This window comes from Mesorhizobium sp. M7A.F.Ca.ET.027.03.2.1, from assembly GCF_003999175.1.
Classification (GTDB): Bacteria; Pseudomonadota; Alphaproteobacteria; order Rhizobiales; family Rhizobiaceae; genus Mesorhizobium.
In genome coordinates, this window is sequence record NZ_RZOM01000182.1 from 1 (window position 1) to 7,586 (window position 7,586).

Annotated in this window: 7 protein-coding genes; 6 read left to right on the top strand and 1 reads right to left on the bottom strand. The window is 62.0% G+C overall.

The genetic code is table 11. The features are described 5' to 3' along the window. A partial coding sequence (locus tag EN750_RS10775; RefSeq protein WP_127396405.1) for a thymidine kinase occupies window positions 1-601 on the top strand: 601 nt, incomplete at its 5' end. Window positions 602-670: 69 nt separating this feature from the next. Here the strand turns inward: EN750_RS10775 and EN750_RS10780 are convergent. Beyond that, window positions 671-1,567, bottom strand: coding sequence for a DMT family transporter (locus tag EN750_RS10780; protein ID WP_127396406.1), 897 nt, complete (start codon window positions 1,565-1,567; stop codon window positions 671-673). A 97-nt stretch (window positions 1,568-1,664) separates the two neighbouring features. On the opposite strand from EN750_RS10780, the gene EN750_RS10785 reads away from it, so the two are divergent. From EN750_RS10785 to EN750_RS10805, 5 genes are all read left to right on the top strand, one after another. After that, window positions 1,665-2,522, top strand: a complete 858-nt coding sequence (locus EN750_RS10785) for a LysR substrate-binding domain-containing protein (RefSeq protein ID WP_127266551.1) — start codon at window positions 1,665-1,667, stop codon at window positions 2,520-2,522. Between the two features lie 94 nt (window positions 2,523-2,616). Further along, window positions 2,617-3,006, top strand: coding sequence for a cytochrome c family protein (locus tag EN750_RS10790; protein ID WP_127396407.1), 390 nt, complete (start codon window positions 2,617-2,619; stop codon window positions 3,004-3,006). Between the two features lie 311 nt (window positions 3,007-3,317). Next, the gene (locus EN750_RS10795) at window positions 3,318-4,406 is read left to right on the top strand and encodes a hypothetical protein (protein WP_127266549.1); all 1,089 of its coding nucleotides are present in this window, start codon (window positions 3,318-3,320) and stop codon (window positions 4,404-4,406) included. Window positions 4,407-4,437: 31 nt separating this feature from the next. Next, the gene (locus tag EN750_RS10800; protein WP_127326769.1) at window positions 4,438-5,583 is read left to right on the top strand and encodes a hypothetical protein; all 1,146 of its coding nucleotides are present in this window, start codon (window positions 4,438-4,440) and stop codon (window positions 5,581-5,583) included. Window positions 5,584-5,607: 24 nt separating this feature from the next. Next, window positions 5,608-7,518, top strand: a complete 1,911-nt coding sequence (locus tag EN750_RS10805; RefSeq protein WP_127396408.1) for an ATP-binding protein — start codon at window positions 5,608-5,610, stop codon at window positions 7,516-7,518. The last annotated feature ends 68 nt before the right edge of the window (window positions 7,519-7,586 follow it).

Below are 7,586 nucleotides of genomic sequence, written 5' to 3' on the forward strand. Positions count from 1 at the left end.
GTACTTCCACTATGCGACGATGAACGCCGGCAAGACGACGATGCTCTTGCAGGCCTCTTACAATTATCGCGAGCGCGGCATGGGCACGATGCTGTTCGTCGCCGGCCACTACCGCAAGGGCGACACCGGCCTGATCTCGTCGCGCATCGGCCTGGAGACGGAAGCCGAGATGTTCCGCGATGGCGACGATCTGTTCGCCCGCGTCACCGAGCATCACGCGCATACGTCAGTGCATTGCGTCTTCGTCGACGAGGCGCAGTTCCTCGAGGAGGAGCAGGTCTGGCAGCTCGCCCGCATCGCCGACCGGTTGAACATCCCGGTCATGTGCTACGGCCTGCGTACCGATTTCCAGGGCAAGCTGTTTTCCGGCTCGCGCGCGCTGCTGGCCATCGCCGACGATTTGCGCGAAGTGCGCACCATCTGCCGATGCGGCCGCAAGGCGACGATGGTCGTGCGCCTCGGCCCCGATGGCAAGGTGGCGCGCCAGGGCGAGCAGGTGGCAATCGGCAAGGATGTCTATGTCTCGCTCTGCCGCCGCCACTGGGAGGAAGAGATGGGCCGCGCCACGCCAGACGATTTCATCGGCTTTATCAAAGGCTGACTCTGTCTCTTGGTTAATGGAGCAATTCCAGGGGAAGCGCTATGTGCTTTCCCGGGAATTGCTTCGGGCTCACACGGTCGAGACACGCCGTCTTGGAAACCGCCAGCCAAGCCGCACACCAAGCGTTGCCAGCGCAATCAGTGCCATGCCGGCTGCCTGCGCCGGTCCGAGCGGATGCCCATAGATAGCCCAGTCGACGATGATGGCGACGACCGGATAGATGAAGGTGATGACGCCGATCACCGGTGTCGTCAGGCGTGGGAAGGCCGAATTCATCAACACATAGGCGATGCCAGTGTGCAGCACGCCGATGCCGAGCAGCCAGCCCCATGACGCAGGCGCAATATGTTGGCCGATGCCGGCGAACGGGGCGAGCATGACGACCCCCACCAGTGTTTGGCAGAGTACCGTGATTTCGGCGCGCTGCTGGCCCAGGCCTTTGGCTAGGATCGTTGTAACGGCATAGAGCAGTGCGCCGCCCAGCGTCAGCGCAATGCCCGGCACCCAGTTGGCATCGGCATGACCGTGCGCGAAAACGAGGCCGCTGGCCAGCACGACGCCGAGAAACGCACCGAGCATCCACAGCAGTTGGTCGGGCGAGATGCGTTCCCTTAGGAAGACCACGCCGATCAGGACCACGAAAAACGGCTGGATATGGTAGATAATCGTCGTCGTGGCGATCGACGTCATGGCGAAGCCTGCGAAGAAGGCCGTCCAGCTCAGCACCATGCACACGCCGGCAAGTGCTGCAAGGGCAAGCCGGGACGGCAACAGCGTCCGATCCGGCAGGTAGCCGCGCAACAGGCACCATACGAGAAGGAAGATCGCGCCGAACACGCATCGCCAGAAGACGACGGCAACGGGATGCAGCCCCGATTCCGTGGCGAAGGCGCCGACCGTGCCTGCGATCACCATTGCCAGAGCAAGGTTCGCGGCCGGGAAGCGGGCTGTCGAGGCGTCCGTCATGTGGTGGTTACCAGCGATCCCAACCATCTGCTCACTAGCGCCACCTTCAAACAAGCGAATAGATTTGGAATAACCTATTCGATATGCTGATAGCACCATGGCCACGCCACTCGATCTCAATCTGCTGAAAACCTTTGTCGCCGTCGTCGAGAGCGGCAGCCTTTCCAATGCAGCACCTCGGGTCGGCCGCAGCCAGTCGGCGGTCAGCATGCAGATGCAGCGGCTGGAGGAGATGGTCGGCAACCAGCTTCTGGTGCGTGGTCCCAGAACCGTCACTCCCAACGCGATCGGCGAGGATTTCCTGATCTATGCGCGCCGGTTGCTGAAACTGTCGGATGAAGCCTGGGCAAGCGTCACCCGGCCCAAGGAAACAGGCAGCGTCCGCTTGGGGGTGCCCGACGATTATGCCGCCTTCCTCCTGCCGCCCGTGCTCTCACGCTTCGCGGCGGAGCATCCCCTGGTGACGGTGGAGTTGATCTGCGAACAGTCGACCGCGCTGGTGAAGACGCTGGCGGAGGGGCGGCTGGATCTGGCGATCATCACCCGCTTGCCGGAGCAGCCGCTTGAGGTGATCCGGCTGGAACGCTTCGTCTGGGTCGCCTCGCCCAACCATGTCGCCTGGGAGGCCGACCCGCTTCCGGTCGCTTTGTTCGAACCGGGCTGCGCCGCCAGGATGAATGTCCTGCAGGCGCTTGGCGATGCCGACCGCTCCTATCGCTGTACCTATTCAAGCGCCTCTCTGCTTGGCCTGATCGCCGTCGTCCAGGCCGGGCTCGCGGTGGCTGGCCTTGCGATGCGCAGCGTACCGCCATCGCTGCGCATCGTCGGCGGCAATGAAGGGCTGCCGGTGCTGCCGGACCTCGAAATCGGCATCCTGCGCAACCCGCTGTCGACGACCCAGGCGGTCGAGCGGCTGAATGATTTCCTGCGCCGCGATCTGGCACAACAGGCCTGACTCGCGGGCCTGTCTTCCGCAATCCCGCCGCGATGCAGCGTTTGTTAAAGGCTCGGTACTATAAGGCCGCCAGCCAGAACTCTCCGGGGGCAGCATGTTAAGAGCCGCTTCGTCCGCCAGCATCCTTCTCCTCGCCAGCTCGCTTGTGGCCCATGCCGGCGGCGACCCGGCCCTGGGCAAGAAGGCCTTCAGCCGGTGCATGGCCTGCCATGAAGCAGCCACCGACCGCGACAAGGTCGGTCCGCATCTGTTGGGCGTCGTTGGCCGCACCGCCGGTAGCGCCGAGAGTTATCTTGGCCGCTATTCCGAGGCGATGAAGAGTGCCGGCGCCGCCGGCCTGGTCTGGGATGAAGCCAATCTCGCCGAGTATCTCAGGGCACCCAAGCTGAAAGTGCCCGGCAACAAGATGGCGTTTGCCGGCCTGACCAAGGACGACGACATCGCCAATGTCATCGCCTATCTGAAGGCCGATCCCAAGCCCTGATCCGCTGTTCGCCAGCTCTGTAAAACCGGCTTTCTCCTCGCATATCGCGGCCGCGATTGCTTCGGTGGTTTGCCCAATACAAAGGCATCCGTGCGCCTTCGCCTTGCCGCATGAAAGTTCAATGACAGCTGAACTATGGCTGGTCGGCAAGCTAATCACGCTAAGCCCACGCCTTCACTGGCTTTCAAGACCCTGACGAATTTTTTTGTTTTCACGCCGCCCTTATCTTCACGTCTTTCAATCCCCTGATGCCCCACATATATTCGCCGCTGTTCGCGACCAGCGACGTCATGCCGAAGCGGGAGGCCCCAATGGCGACATTGCAGAATTTCGACGCCGAAATTGCCAAGACCAAGCAGGTCGTGCAGGACATGCGCTCCAAGATCGAGCAATCCGGCACCATGCTTGATACGCTTGCCACATCAGACAAGAAGATCGGCGACGCCAATTTCGACCTCGAGAACGCCCGCATCGAGGATGTGCTGAAGCAGCAGAAGGTGATGGAAGGCAACATTGCCGACCTGATCATCGGGCTGGAGGACGCCACCAACGTCTTCGGCGCCGAGTTCGAGAGCATGAAGAACTACACCGGCTGGGAAAAATTCATCGGCATCTTCTCCAGCCAGAGCAAGCAGCGCATGCGCACCGACCGCGTCCGCAACATGTCGCTGGCCGGCAATCTGCAGGAACTGCTGGTCAAATCCGACACCATCGTCGGCATATTGAAGGCGCAGAAAGAGGTCCTCGACCAACGCTACAAGACCTCGGAAACCAGCCTGTCGCAGGTGATCGAGCGCCGCAAGACCACCATGACCAACCTAGAAGCCGTGCAGAAGCGCATCGAGGAGCTCAACCCGATGCTGCTCGACATCGAAAACAAGATCGCCGCTTCGACCAGCCAGAAGGACCGCACGCAGCTCGAAGGCGAACGCTCCAAGCTGGCGACGGAATACAACGAAAAGCAGGCCAAGGAGCAGGAGCTGCTGGCCGAGAGCCAGACGCTCGAGCGCTACACCTCGATGTTCCAGACCTTCGTCGATTCGCTCAACAACCAGATCGCCGCGCAATCGACGCTGATCAACAAGCTGACCATCGATACCGAGCAGCGCATCGTGCTCTACAAGGCGCTGGAAGATTCGCTGAAGACCGCCGCCCAGCAGGACGTCGCCCACAAGATCAACACGCTGGGCAGCCAGGTCGACAACACCGCCGAGGAAACCATGGCCGGTATCGGTGCTGCTTCGCAAAAGCACATCGGTGACCTGCTTGAGATGCACGAGAAGAACATGGTCGCCACCGCCGATATCCAGCGCCGCAAGAAGCTGGCCGACGATGCCTTCGCCCGCCGCTTCGACGAGGTGCTGAAGAAGCACAATTCGGCTAACTACGTGCAGTCTTAAGGGTGACAGCACTGCCCGCGAGCGACCAGGCATGACCCCCGAAAACGAAGCGGCGGCACGGTATTTTTCCGCCATCACGGCCGCGCTCAGCGGCCTTGAAGTGTTCATGCGCGACGATCGCTCGCCGCTCTACCGGCACGGCATCGTCGCCAAGATCGTCGCCGAACACATCGCCAGGCTCGACAAGTCGTTTTCCTGCTGGCGCAACCGGCTCGGCTTCATGGACACATTCCGCATTTCGCGCGCCGAAAGCGGATTTCCGGTGTTCCAGAACCTGCTCGAACTGGAAAACGACCGACGCCAGGCCGACGCGCGGCTTGCCAACATTCCGCTCGCCGGCGAGTTGCGCGAGGAAATGGCCGACTTCATCCTGCGCCACAAGGAATTCCCCGCGGCGCTGCAGAAGTCGATAGCCGAGCGGCTTTATCTCGAGGACGTGAAAAACGAGAACACGTTTGGCCCGTTCACCCTGGCGCAAACGGCCAAGGTCTCGGTCAATCCGAAGACGGGGCGGCCCTATTATCTCGTCCACTGGGCGACGTTCGACGGCAGCGCCAACCTGCCTCTGGTCTACATGGTGACGGTGGAGGATTCGTCCGAAACGATGATCCGCCAGCTCGTCGACAGAAACGGCAAGCTGAACGAGACAATCGACATTCCTCTGCCGGTCGATGGCCTGCTCAATCCCGAGCTTGCCCACCGTTTCGACGATTTCACCGAGAAGAACTCCGCCTACACGCTGTCGCCGGCGACCATCGCGGTCAATCTCGACAAGGATTTCGAGCCGCTGCATCCCAAGCAGCTGCGCCGCGTCGTGCTCGGCCCGTTCTATTCGGCTGGCATCACCGACAACAATTCGACGGTGACCGAAGTCCTGGCCAAGGTGCGCAAGCCCGAAAATGCCTGGCTGCTGACCTGGACCATCCAGGAAGTCTATTCCAAGGCCGAGAAACCCGGCCGCAAGGGGCTGTTTTCCAGCGAGAAGACGACGCAGGAATTCTTCATCAACACCGACGATCTGGAAGCCGCGCGCCAGGGCGTGTCGAGCTACGAAAACCATGCGCTGATCCCGCACGAGGCCTATCAGGCGCTCTACGCCGCCGGCGAGGCACAGAAGATCTTTGCCGGCTACAAGGTTCACATCCTGTCCAACGGACAGGTCATCTCAGACGTCTGACCGTCACACCACGGAGCACCCTTCATGGATACCGGCCTGACTACCATCCCGGAAGCCGCCATCGAGAAGCACCGCGCCACCGCGCAGAGCTTCATCACCCGTGTCGTCGTGCTGGAGGACCCGTCTAGCTCCTCCGGCACAGCACTTGCCGGCACCAATCGCCGCTTCGTTTCGACCGTCTCGGTCGGTTCGGTGCGCCGCACGCGCGAGGTCGAGCTGGCCAAGACCGTCGGCGCCGTTCATCCCGACGACCAGCTGCTGACCATCCCGCAGCACACGCTCCTGTTTCGCGCCCGGCGCGGCACGGCGATCGCGCTGGCAATATCGGACGTCTTTGCCGAGGGCTCGGACCTTGAAAGTCTGCAGGCCAAGAACACCCGCGCGCCGCTCGAGGGCGACGAGGCGTCCACCTTCAAGAAGCTTCTGTCGGCCTCGGCTTACATTTCGGCCTTCAGCCTCGCCTCCTACCTATTCCAGCTGATCGACAGCGACGGCGAGGCGCCCAACGACAGTCCCGAACCGGACTTCCTGTTCGATACGCCGCAGGATGCGGTGAAGTCGATCCTGGCAGGCCTCGACAAGGCGATCTCGGGATCGTCCGACGACGCCGACCTGATGACAAGGGCGCGCGCCTTCGCCCGCGTCGCCATCGACGGGCTTCTGGCCCGCAAGGGCCGCTTCGACGGCATCGGCCCGTTCGAGAACGCGCATATCCGTATCGATGCCGACGATTTCACCCTCGATGGTTTCGACGTCGCGCCGGGCAAGCGTTCAAAACCGCTGGTGATGACATTCAAGAAGCCGGAAGAGGTCGTCGGCAACCACATCGCCAAATACCAGTCGGTCAAGCTCGCCAAGATGCTGATGGCCTACGACTTCGAGCGCGAACTCAATCCGTTCGTCGAACTCGGCGGCTTCCTGTTCACCTTCATTGGCGACGGCGCCCCCGGCACCGGCAAGACGACGCTGATCCAGATGATCGCCGGCCTCGTCAACGGCTATTGCCAGGTCGCCGGCTATCCCTTCGCCTACGAGAATTTCGGCGTCGACCAGATCTCGTCCTATCAGGGCAAATCAGGCCAGAACTGCCGCCAGTTCATCAACAATGTGCTGAACCCGCGCGTCATCGGATTCGGGACCATCGACGACATCGACCAGGTGGCGGCGCGCCGCTCAGACGACCGCGCCTCGGCCGGCCAGCAGGAAATCACCGGCGTCTTGATGGATGCCTTCGCCGGTGCCGCGACCGTGGTGCGCGGCAACTGCTCGTTCGGCATGTTCTCCAACTATCCCGAAAATGTCGACGACGCGCTGCGCCAGCGCGCCGGCGCCCGCTGGCTGGTCGACGGGCCGCAGAGCCGCAACGACTACATCGACATTTTTGTCCTGCTGGCGGGAAAAAACCACAAGATCCCGCTCGGCGACCACGATCTCTACGCCGCGCAGGAAATCCAGCGCGCCGTGACCGAAGCCTATGAGGAGCACGATAGGCCGCAAGAAGACGGGCTGATGAAGGTCTACGAGCGCTACATGAAGGAGAACGGCGCACCGAAATCGATGGCCGACATCGGCACCTATCTGCACCTGATCAAGGATGCCGAGCCCCGCTTCACCGGCCGCGCCATCAAGAACGTCACCGACGCTATCAAGATGCGCGCCATGGACATCGAGCTTCCCGACGACTGGTTCGAGAAGCCGGAGGTCTTCATGCACAAGGGCTACGACGAGAAGAAAGCGATGATCGAGGAACTGCGCGGGCCGTTCTCGATGGACATGGTCATGCAGGAGATCAACCGCTATGCCGACTCGGAGTTCCGCTATTCCGACAAGTCCGACGACTCCGCCGTGCAAAAACTGCTGCGCGACGCCCGCCTGCGCGAGCGAGCCGCGCGCGAGATGGAGGAGATGAAGAAAAAGGGGCTATGGAATGCGTGAGCCTGGCACCTCTTCCTTCTCCCCGTTCACGGGGAGAAGGTGCCCGAAGGGCGGATGAGGGGCAGCGC

Bases quoted from the DNA above. Each gene is read 5' to 3' on its own strand.
- EN750_RS10780 (WP_127396406.1), bottom strand. From the start codon at position 1,567: ATGACGGACGCCTCGACAGCCCGCTTCCCGGCCGCGAACCTTGCTCTG.
- EN750_RS10785 (WP_127266551.1), top strand. From the start codon at position 1,665: ATGGCCACGCCACTCGATCTCAATCTGCTGAAAACCTTTGTCGCCGTC.
- EN750_RS10790 (WP_127396407.1), top strand. From the start codon at position 2,617: ATGTTAAGAGCCGCTTCGTCCGCCAGCATCCTTCTCCTCGCCAGCTCG.
- EN750_RS10795 (WP_127266549.1), top strand. From the start codon at position 3,318: ATGGCGACATTGCAGAATTTCGACGCCGAAATTGCCAAGACCAAGCAG.
- EN750_RS10800 (WP_127326769.1), top strand. From the start codon at position 4,438: ATGACCCCCGAAAACGAAGCGGCGGCACGGTATTTTTCCGCCATCACG.
- EN750_RS10805 (WP_127396408.1), top strand. From the start codon at position 5,608: ATGGATACCGGCCTGACTACCATCCCGGAAGCCGCCATCGAGAAGCAC.